Source organism: Micromonospora sp. NBRC 110009, from assembly GCF_030518795.1.
Lineage (GTDB): Bacteria > Actinomycetota > Actinomycetes > Mycobacteriales > Micromonosporaceae > Micromonospora.
The window spans coordinates 6,960,234-6,978,735 of the sequence record NZ_CP130427.1 but is presented as its reverse complement, the minus strand read 5'-3'; the positions used below and the strand labels follow the sequence as shown (position 1 = coordinate 6,978,735).

Genomic DNA, 18,502 nt, shown 5'->3' with positions numbered 1-18,502 from the left:
GAGGAGGACGAGATGACGACGCTGCGGGACCGGGTCAAGACGCTGGTGCCCACCCCGATGGTGAGCGGGGTGCGCAGCTCCCTGGTGCGCTACGGGGAACGGACCAGCGACCGGCGTCCGCTGCCGGACTTCCTGGTCATCGGCACCAAGCGGGGCGGGACCACCTCGCTCTGGCGCTACCTGCTGGAGCACCCGCTGGTGCCGCGGCTCTTCCCGGCGTGGAACACCAAGACCTCACACTATTTCGAGGACACCCACGCCCGGGGCGAGGCCTGGTACCGCTCGCACTTCCCGACGGGGCGGCAGCGGCGGGCGCTGGAGCGCCGGCACGGCGGACCGACCCGGGTGGGGGAGGCGGCGCCGCTGTACATGTTCCACCCCCTGGCCCCGGCCCGGGTGGCCGAGCTGATCCCGGCGGTGAAGCTCATCGTGCTGCTGCGCGACCCGGTGGAGCGGGCGTACTCGCACTGGAAGGAGCGGCGCACCGAGGGGGTGGAGCCGCTCGGCTTCGCCGAGGCCCTCGCCGCCGAGGAGGAGCGCACCGCGGGGGAGCGGGAGAAGCTGATCGCCGACCCGACGTACGTCAGCAACGCCTACGACTGGTACAGCTACCGCGCCCGGGGCCGCTACCTGGAGCACCTGGAGCCGTGGCTGGACCGGTTCGACCGGGAGCAGTTGCTGATCCTGCCCAGCGAGACGCTCTACCGGGAACCCGCCGCCACGTACGCGCGGGTGCTGGACTTCCTCGGCCTGCCGCCCTTCCAGCTCGACCGGTACGAGGTCTTCAACGACCGGCGCAGCAGTGCCATGGACGAGGCGGTGCGCGACGAGCTGACCCGGTACTACGCGCCGTACAACCGGGCCCTCGCCGCCCGGCTGGGGATGACCTTCGACTGGGCGGACTGACCGGCGCGCCCCGCCCCGCGGACGTCCACGTCCGCAGGGCGGGACGGGGCGGGCGGCGCATCGGGGCGGCCACCCGGCGTGACAGACTGACCGCTGTGTTGCGCTGGCTGACTGCAGGTGAATCGCACGGACCCGCCCTCGTCGCGCTGCTGGAGGGGGTGCCCGCCGGAGTCGCGGTGACCACCGCGGAGATCTCCGGTGAGCTGGCCCGGCGCCGGCTCGGCTACGGCCGGGGCGCGCGGATGTCGTTCGAGCAGGACGAGGTCGAGGTCATCGGCGGCCTCCGGCACGGCGTGACGATCGGCAGCCCGGTGGCGATCCGGGTGGGCAACTCCGAGTGGCCCAAGTGGCGCACCGTGATGGCCGCCGACCCGGTCGACCCGGCGGAGCTGGCCGGGCAGGCCCGCAACGCGCCGCTCACCCGTCCCCGCCCGGGGCACGCGGACCTGGCCGGCATGCAGAAGTACGGGCACGCCGACGCCCGGCCGATCCTGGAACGGGCCAGCGCCCGGGAGACCGCCGCCCGGGTGGCCGTGGGCACGGTGGCCAAGGCCCTGGTCAAGCAGGCCCTCGGCATCGAGATCGTCTCCCACGTGGTGGAGTTGGGCCCGGTCGCCGTGAAGCCCGGCCTGCGGCCCACCCCGGAGGACGCCGCCCGGATCGACGCCGACCCGCTGCGCTGCCTCGACCCGGAGGCCAGCGCCCGGATGGTCGCCGAGGTCGACGCCGCGAAGAAGGACGCCGACACCCTCGGCGGCGTGGTCGAGGTGCTGGCCTACGGGGTGCCGCCGGGCCTGGGCAGCCACGTGCAGTGGGACCGCAAGCTCGACGCCCGGCTCGCCACCGCGCTGATGTCGATCCAGGCGATCAAGGGGGTGGAGATCGGCGACGGCTGGCAGCAGGCGCGCTCCCGGGGCTCGGCGGCGCACGACGAGATCATCCCGACCGCGACCGGGGTCCGCCGGGTGACCGACCGGGCCGGCGGCCTGGAGGGCGGCATCACCACCGGCGAGCCGCTGCGGGTGAAGGCCGCGATGAAGCCGATCTCCTCGCTGAACCGGGCACTGTCCACCATCGACGTCACCACCGGCGAGCCGGCCACCGCGATCAACCAGCGGTCGGACGTCTGTGCGGTGCCGGCCGCGGCCGTGGTGGCCGAGGCGATGGTGGCCCTGGTGCTGGCCGAGGCGACGGTGGAGAAGTTCGGCGGCGACTCGGTCGCCGAGATCCGCCGCAACCTCGCCGGCTACCTCGACACCATGGTGATCCGATGAGCACCCGGCCGGTCTGCGTGCTGGTCGGGGCGCCCGGCTCCGGGAAGACGACCGTGGGGTTGGCGCTCGCCGACGCGTTCGGCGTCGCGTTCCGGGACACCGACACCGACATCGAGCAGCTCGCCGGCAAGCCCATCCCGGAGATCTTCGTCGACGAGGGGGAGGAGCACTTCCGTACCCTCGAACGGGCGGCGGTGGCCGCGGCGCTGGCCTCGCACGGCGGGGTGCTCGCCCTCGGCGGCGGCGCGGTCCTCGCCGAGGAGAACCGCGCCGCACTGATCGGGCACACCGTCGTGCACCTGTCGGTGGAGCTGCCCGACGCGGTGCGGCGGGTCGGCCTGGGCGCCGGACGGCCGCTGCTGGCGCTGAACCCGCGCGCCACCCTCAAGCACCTGATGGAGCAGCGCCGCCCGCTCTACGCGGAGGTGGCCACCGCGACCGTGATCACCGACGGGCGCACCCCGGAGGAGATCGCCACCGAGATCGCCGCACTGCTCAAACCCTGACCGCCAGGAGTGGACATGGACGAGGTGACCCGGATCCCGGTCGGCGGCGAGCGGCCGTACGACGTGCTGGTGGGACGCGACCTGCTGGACCCGCCGCCCCGACTGCTGCCCGGCGCGGAGCGGGTGGCCTTCCTGCACGCGCCCCCGCTCAAGGGCCTCGCCGAGGAGCTGGCCGAGCGGGTCCGCGCCGCCGGGGTGGCGCCGCTGCTCATCGAGGTGCCGGACGCGGAGGCGGGCAAGCACGTCGACGTGGCGGCGGCCTGCTGGGACCGGCTCGGCGAGGCGGGCTTCACCCGTAGCGACGCCGTGGTGGGCGTGGGCGGCGGCGCGGTCACCGACCTGGCTGGCTTCGTCGCCGCCTGCTGGCTGCGCGGGGTGCGCTGGGTGCCGGTGGCGACCTCCCTGCTCGGCATGGTCGACGCCGCCGTCGGTGGGAAGACCGGGATCAACATCGCCGCCGGCAAGAACCTGGTCGGCGCCTTCCACCCGCCGGCCGGGGTGATCTGCGACCTGGCGACGCTGGACAGCCTGCCCCCTTCCGACCTGGCCGCCGGGATGGCCGAGGTGGTCAAGTGCGGGTTCATCGCCGACCCGGTGATCCTCGACCTGGTGGAGCGGGACCCGGCCGCGGCGCTGGACCCGACCGGGCCAGTGGCCCGCGAGCTGATCGAGCGGGCCGTGCGGGTCAAGGCGAACGTGGTCTCCGGCGACCTGCGCGAGTCCGGGGTGCGCGAGGTGCTCAACTACGGGCACACCCTGGCCCACGCGATCGAGAAGGTCGAGGGCTACCGCTGGCGGCACGGCCACGCCGTCGCGGTGGGGCTGGTCTACGCGGCGACCCTGGCCCGGCTCGCCGGGCGGCTCGACGCGGCCACCGCCGAGCGGCACCGGGCCGTGGTGGCCGCCCTCGACCTGCCGACGAGTTACCGGGCGGACGCCTGGCCGGAGCTGCTCGCCGCGATGCGGGTGGACAAGAAGGCGCGGGGGAGCCGGCTGCGCTTCGTGGTGCTGGACGGGCTGGCCCGCCCGACGATCCTGGAGGGTCCGTCGGACGAGCTGCTGGCCGAGGCGTACCGGGAGATCAGCTCGTGAAGGTGTACGTGCTCAACGGGCCGAACCTGGGCCGGCTCGGCACCCGCCAGGTCGACGTCTACGGGGTGACCAGCTACGCCGATCTGGTGACCATGTGCGTGGACACCGGGCGGGAGCTGGGGCTGGACGTGGTGGTCCGGCAGACCGACGCCGAGCACGAGTTGCTGGACTGGCTGCACGCGGCGGCCGACGAGGGGGCGGCGGTGGTGCTCAACCCGGCCGCCTGGTCGCACTACTCGATCGCCGTCCGGGACGCCTGCGCGATGCTGCGTGGGCCGCTGGTCGAGGTGCACATCTCCAACATCCACGCCCGGGAGGAGTTCCGGCACCACTCGGTGGTCTCCGCGGTGGCCACCGGGATGATCTGCGGCCTGGGCGTGGACGGCTACCGCCTGGCCCTGCACCACCTGGCCACCCGGCTGACCGGCGACGCCTGACGGGTCGGCCCGCCGCCCGTTCTCGGCCGGCGCAGGCTGCCCCGGCGGCTGTCGTAGCTCTCCGTGGCCGTCGCCTAGGTTACGCACGGTGACCTCGTTGGCGCGGTGCGCCAGATATCCTTTTCTGCCTTTGCTCTGCAGCCGCATACGCATCACCTGACTGACCAGCGGCGATGCGATTCGTGCCGGCGGGACCGGCAGTCGGCGATGACAACGGACAGTGACTGTTGCGTCCGTGGCTGCAGAGCAAAGGCGGGCGGGAGTGCGTCCAGAGGTCGCTGGTTTGGTCGCTCAGCGTGACGTTCGGCACGTCCGGGTGAGCGGACCGGGCCGCCGGGCTGCCCCGGCGCGCAGCGAGGGGGGACCCGGTTCGACACAGCTAGTAGACTTGTTGGGTCTGTCCGCCAATTGATGATCAAGGCAGGAAATGGCCACCACCAACGACCTCAAGAACGGTCTGGTTCTCAACCTCGACGGGGAGCTCTGGGCCGTCGTCGAGTTCCAGCACGTCAAGCCCGGTAAGGGTGGCGCCTTCGTGCGCACCACGCTGAAGAACGTGCTGTCCGGCAAGGTCGTCGACAAGACCTTCAACGCGGGCACCAAGGTCGAGACCGCGACCGTCGACAAGCGCACCATGCAGTACCTCTACGCCGACGGCGAGGACTACGTCTTCATGGACCTGGAGACGTTCGACCAGATCACCGTCCCGGGCGGGACCGTCGGCGAGGCCGCCAACTACCTCCTCCCCGAGGCCGAGGCGACCGTCGCCACCCACGAGGGCGTGCCGCTCTACATCGAGCTGCCGACCTCGGTCGTGCTCGAGATCACGTACACCGAGCCGGGTCTGCAGGGCGACCGGTCGACCGGCGGCAACAAGCCGGCCACCGTCGAGACCGGCGCGACCGTGCAGGTGCCGCTCTTCATCACCACCGGCGAGAAGATCAAGGTCGACACCCGCGACGGCCGTTACCTCGGCCGCGCCTGATGGCAGAGGGTCCCAAGCAGCAGATGCCGGCGCGCCGCAAGGCGCGCAAGCGGGCGCTGGACGTGCTCTTCGAGGCCGACCTGCGGGACCGGCCGCCGGTGGAGGTGCTCGCCGGCTATCTCGAGCGGATCGAGAAGCCCCGCCCGGAGCACCTGGGATACGCGGTCGGCCTGGTCGAGGGCGTCGCGGCGCACCTGGACCGGATCGACGAGGTGATCGCCAGCTACGCCGAGGGCTGGACGCTGGACCGGATGCCGGTGGTCGACCGTAACCTCGCCCGGATCGCGGTCTACGAGCTGCTCTACGTCGACGAGATCGACGACGCGGTGGCGATCAGCGAGGCCGTCGAGCTGGCTCGGCAGATGTCGACCGACGACTCGCCGCGCTTCCTCAACGGCCTGCTCGGCCGGATCGCCGAGTACGCCACCCGCTGAGGCGTCGGCCGCCTCCCCCGCACACGACGAAGGGCCCGTGCCAGCTGGCACGGGCCCTTCGCGTGGCGACAGCTGGCGTCAGGACGCGAAGAAGGCGCGCGGGTCGGCGACCAGCACACCGTGCTCGGTGAGCCGCTCGATCAGGCCCGACGGCGAGGCGTCGTAGACGATGGCGAGGGCGCGCAGGTCGTCGGCGCGGATGGAGAGCACCCGGCCGTTGTAGTCGCCGCGCTGCTGCTGGATGGCGCGGGCGTACCGGGCGACGTAGGCGAGGTCCTCGGAGGCCTCGTCGTAGAGCCGCTCCAGGTCCAGGACGATCTTGCTGGTGGGCTCGTGGCGCACCCCGCTGCCGTCGGGCAGCAGCTCCGAGACGGGAACGCGGTAGAAGTCGGCCAGCTCCGCCAGGCGGGACACGGTGACGGCCCGGTCGCCACGCTCGTACGAGCCGACCACCACGGCCTTCCACCGCCCGTTCGACTTCTCCTCCACCCCCTGCAGGGACAGGCCCTGCTGCTGGCGGATGGAGCGCAGGCGGGCGCCCAGCGACTTGGCGTATTCAGAGGGCATTCGGACACTCCCAGTGCTGCTCGGGGTTCTCCCAGCTATCGCTACGGAGCGTGACGGTACGGGGATTGCGACACGCGGTCAAGTGTTCGAGAGGAGCCGGTCCGGAGAGCGGGTACGGCTTGTCCGCATTTCTCCGCCCTGAGCCGGGGGTCAGTACCGGCCGCGGCCGGCCCGGTGACCGCTGGTAACGTGGCGTGAAGCCCCGGTCCGGGCCCGCGCGGCCCGCCCGGAAGACCAGACGTCCTTTAACGACCCGTCCCGTGAGGCGGGGAAGGAGGTCCGCCGTGGCCTACCCACCGGCTGCCCAGTCGTCGCCGCCGCGACAACCCTCGGTGAAGGTGATCCTCGCCGCCGCCGACGTGTCGCGAGTGGTCGACCGCATCGCCCATCAGATCCTGGAGAAGACCCAGGGCGCCGCCGACACCGTGCTGCTCGGCATCCCCACCCGGGGCGTGCCCCTGGCCCGGCGCCTCGCCGCCCGGATCAGCACCTTCGAGGACGTGACCGTCCCGGTCGGCGTGCTCGACATCACCCTCTACCGCGACGACCTGCGCCGGCACGCCACCCGCGCGGTCGGCCCGACCGAGCTGCCCGCCGGTGGCATCGACGGCAGGCGGGTCATCCTCGTCGACGACGTGCTCTTCTCCGGCCGCACCGTGCGGGCCGCCCTGGACGCGCTCAGCGACGTCGGCCGCCCGGCCTCCGTGCAGCTCGCCGTCCTGGTCGACCGCGGCCACCGCCAGCTGCCGATCCGCGCCGACTACGTCGGCAAGAACATCCCGACCGCGCTGGCCGAGAGCGTCAAGGTCACCCTCGCCGAGACCGACGGGGGCGACGAGGTCAAGCTCTACGGGGGTACGCCGGCATGATCCGTCACCTGCTCTCCGGGGCCGACCTGGACGCCGCCACCGCCACCCAGATCCTGGACACCGCCGCCGAGATGGCCACCGTCGCCGGCCGCGAGGTGAAGAAGCTGCCCGCGCTGCGCGGCCGGACCGTGGTGAACCTCTTCTACGAGGACTCCACCCGGACCCGCATCTCGTTCGAGGCGGCCGCCAAGCGGCTCAGCGCCGACGTGATCAACTTCTCGGCCAAGGGCTCCAGCGTGGCCAAGGGCGAGAGCCTGAAGGACACCGCGCTCACCCTCCAGGCCATGGGTGCCGACGCGGTGGTCGTCCGGCATCCCGCCTCCGGAGCCCCGCACCGGCTGGCCGACTGGGTGGACGGGTCGGTGGTCAACGCCGGCGACGGCACCCACGAACATCCCACCCAGGCGCTGCTCGACGCGTACACGATGCGCTCCCGGCTGGGCCGGCTCGCCGGCCTGCACGTGGCGATCGTCGGGGACGTGCTGCACTCCCGGGTGGCCCGCTCCAACGTGCTGCTGCTCTCCACCCTCGGCGCCAAGGTCACCCTGGTCGGCCCGCCCACCCTCATCCCGGTGGACCTCCCCCACGCGCTCGCCCCCGGCACCGACGTCTCCTACGACCTCGACGCCGTTCTTCCGGGTGTGGACGTGGTGATGATGCTGCGGGTGCAGCGGGAGCGGATGAACGACTCCTACTTCCCCTCGGCCCGCGAGTACGCCCGCCGCTACGGCCTCGACGGGCCGCGCATGCGCCGGCTGCCCGAGCACGCGATCGTCATGCACCCCGGTCCGATGAACCGGGGCATGGAGATCACACCCGAGGTCGCCGACTCGCCCCGCTCCACCATCGTCGAACAGGTCGCCAACGGGGTCTCCGTGCGGATGGCCGTCCTCTACCTGCTGCTCGGAGGGAACAACCGGTGACCGCGTACCTGATCAGGAACGTGAGTGTGGTCGGCGGCGCGCCGACCGACCTGCTGATCCGCGACGGTGTCGTGGCCGAGACCGGCGCGGGCCTGACCGCGGCGGACGCCACGGTGCTCGACGCCACCGGGCTGGTCGCCCTGCCCGGCCTGGTCGACCTGCACACGCACCTGCGCGAGCCCGGCCGGGAGGACGCCGAGACCGTCGAGTCCGGCTCGCGGGCGGCCGCCCTCGGCGGCTACACCGCGGTCTGCGCCATGGCGAACACCTCGCCGGTGGCCGACACCGCCGGGGTGGTCGAGCAGGTCTGGCGGCTCGGTCGGGAGGCCGGCCTGGTCGACGTGCAGCCGATCGGCGGGGTCACCGCCGGGCTGGCCGGCGAGCGCCTGGCCGAGCTGGGCGCGATGGCCGACTCGGCGGCCCGGGTGCGGGTCTTCTCCGACGACGGGCACTGCGTCGCCGACCCGAAGCTGATGCGCCGGGCCCTGGAGTACGTCAAGGCGTTCGACGGGGTGATCGCCCAGCACGCCGAGGAGCCCCGGCTCACCGAGGGCGCGCAGATGCACGAGGGTGAGGTCTCCACGCGGCTCGGGCTGACCGGCTGGCCGGCGGTCGCCGAGGAGGCGATCATCGCCCGGGACGTGCTGCTGGCCGAGCACGTCGGCAGCCGGCTGCACATCTGCCACGTCTCCACCGCCGGCAGCGTCGCGGTGCTGCGCCACGCCAAGGCGCGCGGAGTGAAGGTGACCGCCGAGGTGACCCCGCACCACCTGCTGCTCACCGACGAGAAGGCGGCCACCTACGACCCGGTCTACAAGGTCAACCCGCCGCTGCGGACCGCGGGCGACGTCGCTGTGCTCCGGGCCGCGCTGGCCGACGGCGTGCTCGACATCATCGCCACCGACCACGCCCCGCACGCCGTGGAGGACAAGGAGTGCGAGTGGGCGTACGCCCGGCCGGGCATGCTCGGCCTGGAGACGGCGCTCTCCATCGCCCTCGACGTGCTCGGCCCCCAGTGGGACCTGATCGCCGAGCGGATGTCCCGCGCCCCGGCCCGGATCGCCGGGCTGGACGGGCACGGCGTCGACCCCGCTCCCGGGGTGCCGGCCAACCTGACCCTGATCGACCCGGCCGCCCGTCGCGTCATCGAACCGGCGGAGCTGGCCAGTCGCAGTCGCAACACCCCGTACGCCCGCATGACGCTGCCGGGTCGCATCGTGGCGACCTTCCTGCGCGGCGAGCCGACGGTCCTGGACGGAAAGGCTGTCAAGTAAATGGTGAAGCGTAGGCCCGCGATCCTCGTCCTCGAGGACGGGCGCACCTTCCACGGCGAGGCGTACGGCAGCGTCGGGGAAACCTTCGGCGAGGCGGTCTTCAACACCGGCATGACCGGCTACCAGGAGACCCTGACCGACCCCTCCTATCACCGCCAGGTGGTGGTGCAGACCGCGCCGCACATCGGCAACACCGGCGTCAACACCGAGGACGACGAGTCCGGCCGGATCTGGGTCGCCGGGTACGTGGTGCGCGACCCGGCCCGGATCGGCTCCAACTGGCGGGCCACCGGCGGCCTGGAGGACCGGCTCGCCGCCGAGGGTGTGGTCGGCATCAGCGGTGTCGACACCCGGGCGCTCACCCGCCACCTGCGCGAGCGGGGCGCCATGCGGGTCGGCATCTCCAGCGTCGACGACGACCCGCGCGCCCTCCTCGACCGGGTCCGCCGGTCGCCGCAGATGGTCGGCGCGGACCTCTCCGCCGAGGTGACCACCGCGAAGCCGTACGTGGTCGAGGCGCAGGGCGCGCACCGGTTCACCGTCGCGGCGCTGGACCTGGGCATCAAGCGCAACGTGCCGCGCCGGCTCGCCACCCGCGGCGTCACCACCCACGTGCTGCCCGCCACCTCGACCATCGAGGACCTGCTCGCCACCGGGGCGGACGCCGTGTTCTTCTCGCCCGGCCCGGGCGACCCGGCCACCGCGGACGGCCCGGTCGCGCTGGCCCGGGCGGTGCTGACCCGGCGGATCCCGCTCTTCGGCATCTGCTTCGGCAGCCAGATCCTCGGCCGGGCGCTCGGCTTCGGCACCTACAAGCTCGGCTACGGCCACCGCGGCATCAACCAGCCGGTGCTCGACCGGGCCACCGGCAAGGTCGAGGTGACCAGCCACAACCACGGCTTCGCCGTGGAAGTGCCGGGCACGCAGGCCGGGGCGGTCGTCCCCGACCAGGTGATCGACACCGAGTTCGGCGGCGTCCAGGTGTCCCACGTCTGCCTCAATGACAACGTGGTCGAGGGGCTGCGGGCCAAGGACGTGCCCGCCTTCACCGTCCAGTACCACCCGGAGGCGGCGGCCGGCCCGCACGACGCGGACTACCTGTTCGACCGCTTCGCCGAGCTCATCGAAGGGCGCAAGGATGCCTAAGCGGACCGACCTCAAGCACGTCCTGGTGATCGGCTCCGGGCCGATCGTGATCGGGCAGGCCTGCGAGTTCGACTACTCCGGCACCCAGGCCTGCCGGGTGCTGCGCAACGAGGGCATCCGGGTCAGCCTGGTCAACTCCAACCCGGCCACGATCATGACGGACCCGGAGTTCGCCGACGCCACCTACGTCGAGCCGATCACCCCGGAGTTCGTCGAGCTGGTCATCGCCAAGGAGCGGCCCGACGCGCTGCTGCCCACCCTGGGCGGGCAGACCGCGCTGAACACCGCGGTCGCCCTGCACGAGGCCGGCGTCCTGGAGAAGTACGGCGTCGAGCTGATCGGCGCGAACATCGAGGCGATCAACCGGGGCGAGGACCGGCAGCTGTTCAAGGACATCGTGGCCAAGGCCGGCGTACGACTCGGCCTGGACGACCCGTCCGCGCTGGTGCCGCGGTCCCGGGTCTGCCACTCGATGGACGAGGTCCAGCAGACCGTCGCCGAGCTGGGCCTGCCGGTGGTGATCCGGCCGTCGTTCACCATGGGCGGCCTCGGCTCCGGCATGGCGCACACCGACGAGGACCTGGCGCGCATCGCCGGCGCCGGCCTGGCCGCCAGCCCGGTGCACGAGGTGCTCATCGAGGAGAGCGTGCTCGGCTGGAAGGAGTACGAGCTCGAACTCATGCGGGACCGGCACGACAACGTGGTGGTGGTCTGCTCGATCGAGAACGTCGACCCGATGGGCGTGCACACCGGGGACAGCGTCACCGTGGCCCCGGCCATGACCCTCACCGACCGGGAGTACCAGCGGCTGCGCGACCTGGGCATCGCGGTGCTCCGCGAGGTCGGGGTGGACACCGGCGGCTGCAACATCCAGTTCGCGGTGAACCCGGCCGACGGCCGGATCGTCGTGATCGAGATGAACCCGCGGGTCTCCCGCTCCTCGGCCCTCGCGTCGAAGGCCACCGGCTTCCCGATCGCCAAGATCGCCGCGAAGCTGGCCATCGGCTACACCCTGGACGAGATTCCCAACGACATCACCCTCAAGACCCCGGCGGCGTTCGAGCCCACCCTGGACTACGTGGTGGTGAAGATCCCCCGGTTCGCGTTCGAGAAGTTCCCCGGCGCGGACCCGGAGCTGACCACCACCATGAAGTCGGTCGGTGAGGCGATGAGCCTCGGCCGCAACTTCACCGAGGCGCTGAACAAGGCGATGCGCTCGATGGAGACCAAGCGGGGCGGGTTCTGGACCCAACCGGATCCGGTCGGCGCCACGAAGGAGAACACCCTCGCGGCGCTGCGGATGCCGCACGACGGCCGGCTCTACACCGTGGAACGGGCGCTGCGCCTCGGCGCGTCCATCGCCGAGGTCGCCGAGGCGTCCGGCGGGATGGACCCGTGGTTCCTGGACCAGATCGCCGCCCTCGTCGAACTGCGGACCGAGGTCGCCGACGCCCCGGTGCTCGACGCCGACCTGCTGCGCCGGGCCAAGCGGGCCGGCCTCTCCGACGGGCAGCTCGCCGCGCTCCGCCCCGAGCTGGCCGCCGAGGACGGCGTCCGCACCCTGCGCCACCGGCTCGACGTCCGCCCGGTCTACAAGACGGTGGACACCTGCGCCGCCGAGTTCGCGGCGACCACGCCCTACCACTACTCCACCTACGACGAGGAGACCGAGGTCGAGGCCTCGCCCCGGCCCAAGGTGATCATCCTGGGCTCCGGGCCGAACCGGATCGGGCAGGGCATCGAGTTCGACTACTCCTGTGTGCACGCCGTCATGGCGCTGCGCGAGGTCGGCTTCGAGACCGTCATGGTCAACTGCAACCCGGAGACCGTCTCCACCGACTACGACACCGCCGACCGGCTCTACTTCGAGCCGCTGACCTTCGAGGACGTCCTCGAGGTGTGGCACGCCGAGGACTCCTCCGGCAAGGCGGCCGGCGGCCCGGGCGTGGTCGGGGTGATCGTGCAGCTCGGCGGGCAGACGCCGCTCGGCCTGGCCCAGCGGCTCAAGAACGCCGGCGTGCCGGTGGTCGGCACCTCCCCGGAGTCGATCCACCTGGCCGAGGAGCGCGGCGCGTTCGGGGCGGTGCTGGCCCGGGCCGGGCTGCGCGCCCCGGCGCACGGCATGGCCACCTCGTACGAGGAGGCCAAGGCGATCGCCGACGAGATCGGCTACCCGGTGCTGGTCCGGCCGTCGTACGTGCTCGGCGGGCGGGGCATGGAGATCGTCTACGACGACGCCACCCTGCGCGACTACATCGGCCGGGCCACCGACATCTCGCCCGACCACCCGGTGCTGGTGGACCGCTTCCTCGACGACGCCATCGAGATCGACGTGGACGCGCTGGTCGACGCCGACGGCGACGTCTACCTCGGCGGGGTGATGGAGCACATCGAGGAGGCCGGCATCCACTCCGGCGACTCGTCCTGTGCGCTGCCGCCGATCACCCTGGCCGGCTCCCACCTGGCCCAGGTCCGCCGCTACACCGAGGCGATCGCCCGCGGGGTCGGGGTGAAGGGCCTGCTCAACGTCCAGTACGCGCTTCAGGGCGACATGCTCTACGTGCTGGAGGCCAACCCGCGCGCCTCCCGGACCGTCCCGTTCGTCTCCAAGGCCACCGCGGTGCCGCTGGCCAAGGCGGCGGCCCGGATCGCGCTCGGCGCCACCATCGCCGAGCTGCGCGCCGAGGGGATGCTGCCGCCCACCGGGGACGGCGGCACCATGCCGGCCGACGCCCCGATCGCGGTCAAGGAGGCGGTGCTGCCGTTCAAGCGGTTCCGCACCCCCTCGGGCAAGGGCATCGACGTGCTGCTCGGCCCGGAGATGAAGTCCACCGGCGAGGTGATGGGCATCGACACCGGCTTCGGCCAGGCCTTCGCCAAGTCGCAGGCGGCGGCGTACGGCTCGCTGCCCACCGCCGGGAAGATCTTCGTCTCGGTCGCCAACCGGGACAAGCGCGGCATGATCTTCCCGATCAAGCGCCTCGCCGACCTGGGCTTCGACATCGTCGCCACCACCGGCACGGCGGAGGTGCTGCGCCGGCACGGCATCGCCTGCGAGCAGATCCGCAAGCACTACGAGTCGGGCGAGGGCGAGGACGCGGTGTCGCTGATCCTCGGCGGCGACGTGGCCCTGGTGGTCAACACCCCGCAGGGCTCCGGTGCGAGCGCCCGCTCCGACGGGTACGAGATCCGCAGCGCGGCGGTGACCGCGGACATCCCGTGCATCACCACGGTGCCCGGCGCGGCGGCCGCGGTGATGGGCATCGAGGCCCGGATCCGGGGCGACATGCGGGTCCGGCCCCTCCAGGAGTTGCACGCGGCCCTGCGGGCCCAGCAGTGATCTTCGAGCGGGTGGTTCGCCCGCAGCTGTTCCGGATCGGGGGCGGGGACGCGGAGGCCGCGCACGAGTGGACCCTGCGCCGGCTGGCGGGCCTGTCCCGCCGGCCGGCCGCCCTGGCCGCGCTGCGGGCGCGCTACTTCCGGCCGGCGCCGCGCACCGTGTTCGGGGTGGACTTCCCGAACCCGGTCGGGCTGGCCGCCGGCATGGACAAGAACGGCGTCGCGCTGCCCGCCTGGCCGGCACTGGGTTTCGGCTTCGTCGAGGTCGGCACGGTCACCGCGCACGCCCAGCCGGGCAATCCCCGGCCCCGGCTGTTCCGGCTGCGGGACAGCGAGGCCGTGGTCAACCGGATGGGCTTCAACAACGCCGGGGCGGCGGCCCTCGCGGCCCGGCTGGCGGCGTTGCCGCGCCCGCTCGGCGTACCGCTGGGCATCTCGCTCGGCAAGTCCAAGGTGACCCCGCTGGAGGAGGCGGTCGAGGACTACCTGGCCTCCTACCGGGCGTTGCGGGGGCACGGTCACTACTTCGCCGTCAACGTGTCCTCACCGAACACTCCGGGCCTGCGGTCCCTCCAGGACCGGTCCCACCTGGACGCGCTGCTCGCGGCGCTGGTGGGGGAGAAGCCGGTGCTGGTGAAGATCGCCCCGGACCTGACCGAGCCGGCCATCGCCGAGCTGCTGGAGGTCTGCCTCGACCGGGGGGCGGCCGGGGTGATCGCCACCAACACCACCCTGGCCCGGGACGGGCTCGCCCCGGCCGACCGGGCGCGCGGCGCGGAGACCGGCGGCCTGTCCGGGCGTCCGCTGGCCGGTCGCGCCCGCGAGGTGGTCGCCTTCGTGCACCGGGAGACCGGCGGCCGGCTGCCGGTGATCGGCGTCGGCGGCATCCTCGACCCGGACGACGCGGCCCGGATGTTCGACGCCGGCGCCAGCCTGGTGCAGCTCTACACCGGATTCATCTACCGCGGCCCGCCCCTGGTCCGCGCCGCCGCCCGCTCCACCTCACCACCCCGCTGACCCCAGCTTCCGCGATCTTGCAGTTCCTGCCCCGGCATACCGCCCAGATCGGACGGCGTGGGGGCCGAAACTGCAAGATCGCGGGGGAGCAGGGAGGAAGGAGACGAGTCCGTGACGCCTGAGGAGATCCTCGCCGCCGACCGGGCGCACGTCTGGCACCCGTACGCGGCGCTGCCGCCGGCCAGCCCGCCCTACGTCGTGGAGAGCGCGGCGGGCGTGCGGCTGCGGCTGGCCGACGGTCGGGAGCTGGTCGACGGGATGTCGTCCTGGTGGGCGGCCATCCACGGCTACCGGCATCCGGTGCTGGACGCCGCCGTGACCGACCAGCTCGGCCGGATGAGTCACGTGATGTTCGGCGGGCTCACCCACGAGCCCGCGGTGTGCCTGGCGCGGACCCTGGTCGAGCTGGCCCCGGACGGCCTGGAACACGTCTTCCTGGCCGACTCCGGCTCGGTGAGCGTCGAGGTGGCGGTGAAGATGTGCCTGCAGTACCAGCGGGCCACCGGGCGGCCGCAGCGCCGCCGGCTGGGCACCTGGCGGGGCGGCTACCACGGCGACACCTTCCACCCGATGAGCGTCTGCGACCCGGAGGGCGGCATGCACCACCTCTGGGGGGACGTGCTGCCCCGGCAGGTGTTCGCCCCGGTGCCGCCGGGCGGCTTCGACACCCCGCCGGACCCGGCGTACGAGGCGGCCCTGGTGGACGCGGTGGAGCGGCACGCCGACGAGCTGGCCGCGGTGATCGTGGAGCCGGTGGTCCAGGGGGCCGGCGGGATGCGCTTCCACCACCCGCACTACCTGCGGGTGCTGCGCGAGGTCACCCGGGCGCACGGCATCCTGCTGGTCTTCGACGAGATCGCCACCGGCTTCGGCCGCGCCGGGACCATGTTCGCCGCGGAGCACGCCGGGGTGGCCCCGGACGTGCTCTGCGTCGGCAAGGCGCTCACCGGCGGCTACCTCACCCTGGCCGCCGCCCTGTGTACCGCCGAGGTCGCCCGCGGGATCTCCGCGGACGGGGTGCTGGCGCACGGCCCGACCTTCATGGGCAACCCGCTGGCCTGCGCCGTAGCCAACGCCTCCCTGGGCCTGCTGCGAGCCGGGGACTGGTCCGGGCAGGTGGCGAGGATCTCCGCCGGCCTGCGGGCCGGCCTGGCGCCGTTGCGGGAGGTCCCCGGAGTGGCCGACGTGCGGGTCCTCGGCGCGATCGGCGTGGTCCAGCTCGACCACGAGGTGGACGTCCCCCGGGCCACCGCCGCCGCGGTCGGGCAGGGCGTCTGGCTGCGGCCGTTCCGCGACCTCGTCTACACCATGCCGCCGTACGTGACGGACGAGGCGGACGTGGCCCGGATCGCGGCCGGCATCGAGGCGGCGGTCAAGGCGGGCTGAGCCGGTCGACCGGCCGCCGTTGCGGGCGGCGGCAGCACGGCCTCGGCCGCGGACGGCGGCCGGGGACAGGAGGGACGGGCGACGGGTGCCCGTCGCGGACACGCCCGGCGCGACGCCGGGCGAGGGGAGAGGGAGAGTCGCATGGAGAGCTTCGGCGCCCGCCTGCACCGGGCCGTGGCCGAGCGGGGACCGCTCTGCGTGGGCATCGACCCGCACCCCGGGCTGCTGGCCCGCTGGGGGCTGTCCGACGACGTCGAGGGCCTGGACCGGTTCTGCCGGACGGTGGTGGAGGCGCTCGGCGACCGGGTCGCGGTGGTCAAGCCCCAGTCGGCCTTCTTCGAGCGGTTCGGCTCGCGGGGTGTCGGAATCCTTGAGTCAACTATCCGACAGTTGCGAAATTGTGGCTCGCTCGTTCTCCTCGACGTCAAGCGGGGCGACATCGGCTCGACGGTCAGTGCCTACGCTTCGGCGTACCTCGATCCATCCAGCCCGCTGTATGTCGACGCGGTGACCGCGAGCCCCTACCTGGGGGTCGGCTCGCTCGCGCCGATGTTCGAGCTGGCCGCCGCGCACGGCGGCGGAGTCTTCGTCCTGGCGCTCACCTCCAACCCGGAGGGCGCCGCGGTGCAGCGGGCCGTGACCGCCGACGGACGGACCGTGGCGCAGACCGTCATCGACGAGATTTCCCAGCTCAACCGGGGTGCCGAGCCGCTCGGCAGCTTCGGGCTGGTGGTCGGCGCGACGATCGGCGAGACCGGTCACGATCTGTCCGCGGTGCACGGTCCGCTGCTCGCTCCGGGCCTCGGCGCGCAGGGCGCCTCGGCCGCCGACCTGCGCACCGTCTTCGGTTCCGGCCTGTCGTCGGTGCTCCCGTCGTACTCCCGCGAGGTGCTGCACGCCGGCCCGGACGTGGCCGCGTTGCGGGCCGCCGCCGACCGGGTCCGGGGGGAGTGCGCGGCCGCGCTGGCCGGCGCGTGACCGGCTGACGACTCGGTCACTTTCCGTTGATCTCGCGCGTCCACGTTGCCGAAAACTCCGTTGACCGCTAGTTTTCCCCGCGCTGGGAACCACGGACCCCTTTGGTTGCCAGCGTCACCACGTTTCACAGAAGCGGCGGTGCGCCCCGCCCGCCGCATGAGGGACCTGAGGAGAACTGGTGCCGCTCCCGTCACTGACCCCTGAGCAGCGCGCTGCCGCGCTGGAGAAGGCCGCGGAGATCCGCAAGGCCCGTGCCAAGCTGAAGGAGGACCTCAAGCAGGGCAAGACCAGCCTCGCCACCGTCCTTGAGCAGGCCGAGTCCGACGACGTCGTCGGCAAGCTGAAGGTGTCGGCCGTGCTGCAGGCGATGCCGGGCATCGGCAAGATCCGGGCCACCCAGATCATGGAGAAGCTCAAGATCGCCGACAGCCGGCGCCTGCGCGGCCTGGGCGAGCAGCAGCGCAAGGCTCTGCTTGGAGAGTTCGCCGCCAACTGAGCGCCCCAGGCGTGTAGAAACAAGCGGTGAGCACGGATGACGAGGCGCGCCCGGCGGCTCGGCTCACTGTCCTGGCCGGACCTTCGGGTGCCGGCCGGGAGGGTGTCGTCGAGCAGGTCCGGGCGCGCTTTCCGTCGGTGTGGCGGCCGGTGCCCGTAACCACCCGGCCCGGCCGTCCCGGCGAGGTGCCCGGGGTGGACCGGCTCTTCGTCGACGAGGCCACGTTCGACCGGATGGTCGCGGACGACGAGCTGGTGGAGTGGAGCCGGATCGGGCCGTTCCGGCGCGGCGTGCCGCGCGCCGGGATCCGGGCCCGGCTCGCCGAGGGCCGGCCGGTGCTGCTCCCGCTGGACCTGCCGGGCGCGCTCGCCGTCCGGGCCGTCGTGCCGGACGCGCAGCTGGTGCTGCTCGCTCCGGCGTCCTACCGCCCGGACCCGGCCGTGGCGGCCGCCTTCGCACACGCCGTCCGGCACGACCGGACCGAGCGGGTGGTGGAGGAACTGGTAGGCTGGCTCGGTTCATCCTTCCTGGCTCCGGCCCAACCGCGCCTGAGCGGTTGAGCGGCCACCGCCGCCGGGCGGTGCACAAGACGCAGAGGTATTCGTGGGATCCATCGCCACCAACCCCGAGGGCATCACCAACCCGCCGATCGACGAGCTCCTCGAGAAGACGACCTCGAAGTACGCGCTGGTGATCTTCGCCGCCAAGCGCGCGCGCCAGATCAACGCCTACTACAGCCAGCTCGGCGAGGGCCTGCTGGAGTACGTCGGCCCGCTCGTGGAGACCACCCCGCAGGAGAAGCCGCTCTCCATCGCCATGCGCGAGATCAACGCGGGTCTGCTCACCGCCGAGCCGACCGACCAGCCGTAAGGC

General features: G+C 72.9%; 19 protein-coding genes. 18 read left to right on the top strand and 1 reads right to left on the bottom strand.

What is annotated here, in order from left to right; all coding sequences use genetic code 11:
* The first annotated feature begins 12 nt into the window (after positions 1-12).
* The 7 genes from Q2K19_RS32885 to nusB all read left to right on the top strand — a co-directional run bounded on the left by Q2K19_RS32885 (position 13) and on the right by nusB (position 5,634).
* Positions 13-906, top strand: coding sequence for a sulfotransferase domain-containing protein (locus Q2K19_RS32885; RefSeq protein WP_302766363.1), 894 nt, complete (start codon positions 13-15; stop codon positions 904-906).
* 95 nt (positions 907-1,001) lie between these two features.
* Entirely contained in the window at positions 1,002-2,180 is a 1,179-nt protein-coding gene (gene aroC / locus Q2K19_RS32880; protein WP_302766361.1) for a chorismate synthase, read from the top strand.
* On the top strand, positions 2,177-2,686 hold the full coding sequence (locus Q2K19_RS32875) for a shikimate kinase (protein ID WP_302766359.1): 510 nt from the start codon (positions 2,177-2,179) through the stop codon (positions 2,684-2,686). Before aroC ends, Q2K19_RS32875 begins: the two co-directional genes overlap by 4 nt.
* A 15-nt stretch (positions 2,687-2,701) precedes the next feature.
* A complete protein-coding gene (gene aroB, locus Q2K19_RS32870; protein ID WP_302766357.1) occupies positions 2,702-3,778 on the top strand; it encodes a 3-dehydroquinate synthase in 1,077 nt (358 codons plus the stop codon).
* Positions 3,775-4,215: a type II 3-dehydroquinate dehydratase gene (gene aroQ, locus Q2K19_RS32865; RefSeq protein WP_302766356.1), complete on the top strand. Its 441-nt coding sequence runs from the start codon at positions 3,775-3,777 to the stop codon at positions 4,213-4,215. Before aroB ends, aroQ begins: the two co-directional genes overlap by 4 nt.
* A 427-nt stretch (positions 4,216-4,642) precedes the next feature.
* Entirely contained in the window at positions 4,643-5,200 is a 558-nt protein-coding gene (gene efp / locus Q2K19_RS32860) for an elongation factor P (protein WP_007075814.1), read from the top strand.
* Positions 5,201-5,223: 23 nt separating this feature from the next.
* On the top strand, positions 5,224-5,634 hold the full coding sequence (gene nusB, locus Q2K19_RS32855; protein WP_302772883.1) for a transcription antitermination factor NusB: 411 nt from the start codon (positions 5,224-5,226) through the stop codon (positions 5,632-5,634).
* Between the two features lie 78 nt (positions 5,635-5,712).
* On the opposite strand, the gene bldD is transcribed toward nusB, so the two are convergent.
* On the bottom strand, positions 5,713-6,201 hold the full coding sequence (gene bldD, locus Q2K19_RS32850; RefSeq protein WP_013285505.1) for a transcriptional regulator BldD: 489 nt from the start codon (positions 6,199-6,201) through the stop codon (positions 5,713-5,715).
* A 284-nt stretch (positions 6,202-6,485) separates the two neighbouring features.
* Here bldD and pyrR point away from each other — a divergent pair, with 284 nt between their 5' ends.
* The 11 genes from pyrR to rpoZ all read left to right on the top strand — a co-directional run bounded on the left by pyrR (position 6,486) and on the right by rpoZ (position 18,499).
* A complete protein-coding gene (gene pyrR / locus Q2K19_RS32845; protein WP_302766354.1) occupies positions 6,486-7,070 on the top strand; it encodes a bifunctional pyr operon transcriptional regulator/uracil phosphoribosyltransferase PyrR in 585 nt (194 codons plus the stop codon).
* On the top strand, positions 7,067-7,993 hold the full coding sequence (locus Q2K19_RS32840; protein ID WP_302766353.1) for an aspartate carbamoyltransferase catalytic subunit: 927 nt from the start codon (positions 7,067-7,069) through the stop codon (positions 7,991-7,993). The genes pyrR and Q2K19_RS32840 overlap by 4 nt, the downstream gene beginning before the upstream one ends.
* Positions 7,990-9,267 carry a dihydroorotase gene (locus Q2K19_RS32835; protein ID WP_302766351.1) on the top strand — a complete coding sequence of 426 codons (1,278 nt, stop codon included), beginning with the start codon at positions 7,990-7,992 and terminating at the stop codon, positions 9,265-9,267. The genes Q2K19_RS32840 and Q2K19_RS32835 overlap by 4 nt, the downstream gene beginning before the upstream one ends.
* Before the next feature lie 3 nt (positions 9,268-9,270).
* Positions 9,271-10,413: a glutamine-hydrolyzing carbamoyl-phosphate synthase small subunit gene (carA, locus tag Q2K19_RS32830; RefSeq protein ID WP_302772882.1), complete on the top strand. Its 1,143-nt coding sequence runs from the start codon at positions 9,271-9,273 to the stop codon at positions 10,411-10,413.
* Positions 10,406-13,753, top strand: coding sequence for a carbamoyl-phosphate synthase large subunit (gene carB, locus Q2K19_RS32825; protein WP_302766350.1), 3,348 nt, complete (start codon positions 10,406-10,408; stop codon positions 13,751-13,753). Before carA ends, carB begins: the two co-directional genes overlap by 8 nt.
* Entirely contained in the window at positions 13,750-14,769 is a 1,020-nt protein-coding gene (locus tag Q2K19_RS32820; protein WP_302766348.1) for a quinone-dependent dihydroorotate dehydrogenase, read from the top strand. The genes carB and Q2K19_RS32820 overlap by 4 nt, the downstream gene beginning before the upstream one ends.
* Before the next feature lie 111 nt (positions 14,770-14,880).
* Complete coding sequence (locus Q2K19_RS32815) at positions 14,881-16,155, top strand: adenosylmethionine--8-amino-7-oxononanoate transaminase (RefSeq protein ID WP_302766347.1); 1,275 nt, start codon at positions 14,881-14,883, stop codon at positions 16,153-16,155.
* Between the two features lie 141 nt (positions 16,156-16,296).
* Complete coding sequence (gene pyrF, locus Q2K19_RS32810; protein WP_302766346.1) at positions 16,297-17,133, top strand: orotidine-5'-phosphate decarboxylase; 837 nt, start codon at positions 16,297-16,299, stop codon at positions 17,131-17,133.
* A gap of 178 nt (positions 17,134-17,311) precedes the next feature.
* The gene (mihF, locus tag Q2K19_RS32805) at positions 17,312-17,629 is read left to right on the top strand and encodes an integration host factor, actinobacterial type (protein WP_046564635.1); all 318 of its coding nucleotides are present in this window, start codon (positions 17,312-17,314) and stop codon (positions 17,627-17,629) included.
* Between the two features lie 26 nt (positions 17,630-17,655).
* Entirely contained in the window at positions 17,656-18,189 is a 534-nt protein-coding gene (locus Q2K19_RS32800) for a nucleoside/nucleotide kinase family protein (RefSeq protein WP_302766343.1), read from the top strand.
* 43 nt (positions 18,190-18,232) lie between these two features.
* Complete coding sequence (rpoZ, locus tag Q2K19_RS32795; RefSeq protein ID WP_120331255.1) at positions 18,233-18,499, top strand: DNA-directed RNA polymerase subunit omega; 267 nt, start codon at positions 18,233-18,235, stop codon at positions 18,497-18,499.
* Positions 18,500-18,502 lie beyond the last annotated feature (3 nt).

What these genes read in the sequence shown, in the direction of transcription:
- carB (WP_302766350.1), top strand. Translation starts at nt 10,406, where the DNA reads ATGCCTAAGCGGACCGACCTCAAGCACGTCCTGGTGATCGGCTCCGGG.
- pyrF (WP_302766346.1), top strand. Translation starts at nt 16,297, where the DNA reads ATGGAGAGCTTCGGCGCCCGCCTGCACCGGGCCGTGGCCGAGCGGGGA.
- Q2K19_RS32840 (WP_302766353.1), top strand. Translation starts at nt 7,067, where the DNA reads ATGATCCGTCACCTGCTCTCCGGGGCCGACCTGGACGCCGCCACCGCC.
- Q2K19_RS32875 (WP_302766359.1), top strand. Translation starts at nt 2,177, where the DNA reads ATGAGCACCCGGCCGGTCTGCGTGCTGGTCGGGGCGCCCGGCTCCGGG.
- bldD (WP_013285505.1), bottom strand. Translation starts at nt 6,201, where the DNA reads ATGCCCTCTGAATACGCCAAGTCGCTGGGCGCCCGCCTGCGCTCCATC.
- nusB (WP_302772883.1), top strand. Translation starts at nt 5,224, where the DNA reads ATGCCGGCGCGCCGCAAGGCGCGCAAGCGGGCGCTGGACGTGCTCTTC.
- Q2K19_RS32885 (WP_302766363.1), top strand. Translation starts at nt 13, where the DNA reads ATGACGACGCTGCGGGACCGGGTCAAGACGCTGGTGCCCACCCCGATG.
- efp (WP_007075814.1), top strand. Translation starts at nt 4,643, where the DNA reads ATGGCCACCACCAACGACCTCAAGAACGGTCTGGTTCTCAACCTCGAC.
- aroB (WP_302766357.1), top strand. Translation starts at nt 2,702, where the DNA reads ATGGACGAGGTGACCCGGATCCCGGTCGGCGGCGAGCGGCCGTACGAC.